1 protein-coding gene and 2 pseudogenes are annotated in these 2,440 nt (G+C 46.8%); 2 read left to right on the forward strand and 1 reads right to left on the reverse strand.

The window, feature by feature from the left end:
- A pseudogene (locus CBG25_RS08940) lies at positions 1 to 203 on the forward strand (relaxase/mobilization nuclease); the annotation flags it as partial.
- Positions 204 to 248: 45 nt separating this feature from the next.
- Positions 249 to 1,169, forward strand: coding sequence for an Rpn family recombination-promoting nuclease/putative transposase (locus tag CBG25_RS08945; protein WP_290606125.1), 921 nt, complete (start codon positions 249 to 251; stop codon positions 1,167 to 1,169).
- A gap of 184 nt (positions 1,170 to 1,353) precedes the next feature.
- On the opposite strand, the pseudogene CBG25_RS08950 reads toward CBG25_RS08945, so the two are convergent.
- Positions 1,354 to 2,253: pseudogene (locus CBG25_RS08950) on the reverse strand (IS256 family transposase); the annotation flags it as partial.
- Between the last annotated feature and the right edge of the window lie 187 nt (positions 2,254 to 2,440).

Consider the following 2,440-nt stretch of genomic DNA (forward strand, 5'->3'; position numbering starts at 1 on the left):
ATAGGAACAACTGGCGGATTGAAAATCAGGGGCAGATGGGGATTAAACCGAAACCATTTCCGAAAGAAATTAAGCTGGACTCACCTGAGCAGTTAATGAAACATAAGCGTAGCATGGCGGTCTTTAAACAGTCGAAGGCGGCGATGTTAGCCCTAAAAGAACAGCTTAAGAAGGGGATAAAAATTGGCGGCATTAAATTTTGATGCGAGAGGATGGCGAGGCTTATCTTTCACGGGTATACTGCATTGATGAAAAAGACAATTTATCATCACGATAGTCTGTTTAAAAAATTCCTTGGTGATATCACCATCGCTCGGGATTTTCTGCAAATTCATTTACCGGAAAAACTTCGCCAATTGTGTGATTTTAGTACGCTGGCGATGGAGTCCGGCAGCTTTATTGAGCCAGATCTGCGTAGTCAGTGCTCGGATATGCTCTATTCCGTGCAAACCACATCTGGACGGGGTTACATCTATTGTTTATTGGAGCATCAGAGCCGCGCGGAAAAGCTGATGGCGTTTCGTCTGATGCGCTATGCCGTCGCCGCCATGCAGCGCCATCTTGAGCAGGGCAACGACACCTTGCCAGTGGTGATACCTCTGCTGTTTTATCAAGGTAACACTTCGCCGTATCCCTACAGTACCCATTGGTTTGACTGTTTTTCTGACCCGGAACTGGCAAAGTCTGTTTATATGCAGGCGTTCCCACTGGTTGATGTGACGGTTATCCCGGACGAGGAGATTATCACACATCGGCACGTCGCCCTGATGGAGTTGGTGATGAAGCATATCCGTACCCGCGATATGCTAGAGTTAAGTCAGGAGATAGCAGGCTTGCTCAATCAGTGGGTATTGCAGCCTGAGCTATTTCGAGGATTAATATGTTATATTATAGAACGAGGAAATACTTCTGATGCAAAGCAATTTTTGCATCAGATTGCGGAGAAAGCAACTGATTATCGGGAGGTGGTGATGACCATTGCAGAGCAGCTACGGCAAGAGGGCGAGAAGCAAGGTATAGAAAAAGGTATCTTGAAAGGCCGTGAAGAAGGTAGGCAAGAATCTGCCAGAACCATAGCGCGCCAGCTTCTGGCCAACGGCGTTGATCGGGCGATTGTCAAAATGTCGACGGGGCTGTCTGATGCTGAGATCAATGCGCTGATGGATTAATCTGTGTCGAGTAATACTATTTTACCTCGCTCATTTTATGAGCGTGATACGCTTTGTGTGGCAAAGGATTTGTTGGGAAAAGTTTTAAAGTTTGCAGACTATCATGGGGTTATCAACGATAGTTGAAGCCTATGCAGGGCAGGATGAGGGTCTGTAAATTTTTTTGTGTAAATGGCTCCATCGCTTAACTGGAGATTCGTTCTCCATACATCAACATGAATTGGCTCATAGCCGGTTTCCAGTCTCTGAGTGGCATGGTCCATTTGGCGGAAATATTATGCAACGCCAGATAGAGCAGTTTAAGTACCGAGTCATCTGTTGGAAATATCCGCCGGGTTTTCGTTATCTTGCGCAATGAAGCATTTAACGACTCTATCGCGTTGGTAGTGTAAATAACCTTACGGATCTCCGGTGGAAAGTCAAAAATGACGATAAGCCGCTCCCAATTGTTTTTCCAGGACTGACTTATCGTGGGGAACTGCTGATCCCATTTGGCCGCGAAGGCATCCAACGCGCATTCTGCCGCCTCTGCCGTTGCAGAACTGTAGATGGTGCGAAGGTCAGCAGCCACGGCCTTGCGTTCTTTCCAGCCGACATAGTGCAGCGAATTCCGCACTTGATGCACGATGCAGAGCTGAACCCGGGTGTGCGGATAAACAGCTTCAATTGCGTCAGGAAAGCCCTTAAGACCGTCGCAGCAAGCGATGAAGATGTCCTGTAGCCCACGGTTCCTCAGTTCTGTCATCACCGATAACCAGAACTTAGCGCCCTCAGTTTTGGCTATCCATAGCCCCAGCAGTTCTTTTTCTCCCTGAGTGTTGACGCCAAGCGCCAAGTAAACAGACTTATTGGCTACGGCACCGCAGTCCTGGCTTTTAACGACAATACAGTCCAAATAAACAATGGGATAGAGAGCATCCAGCGGACGTTGCTGCCAGCGCTTAACTTCATCCATCACTGCATTGGTCACCTGAGAGATGAAGCCAGCAGAAACATCAACGCCATAGACGTCCTTGAAGTGTGACTGGATGTCGCGGGTTGTTAACCCTCTAGAATATAATGAAATAATACGGCTATCAAAGCCGTTAAGTGTAAGCGTCGTTAAATCCCCACATTTTTTCACTTCTCCTAATTTGTCATGATGTTCGACGCTAACAATTAAGGAGAAATATTAGATGGGAATTTACCGTACAGACGAGAAATGGCGAGCTATCATTGAAGCTCAAGAATATTCCGGATTAAATCCAACTCAGTATTGTCGTCAAAATGCC

It is taken from the genome of Arsenophonus sp. ENCA (assembly GCF_002287155.1).
GTDB lineage: Bacteria > Pseudomonadota > Gammaproteobacteria > Enterobacterales > Enterobacteriaceae > Arsenophonus > Arsenophonus nilaparvatae.

Bases quoted from the DNA above. Each gene is read 5' to 3' on its own strand.
- CBG25_RS08945 (WP_290606125.1), top strand. From the start codon at position 249: ATGAAAAAGACAATTTATCATCACGATAGTCTGTTTAAAAAATTCCTT.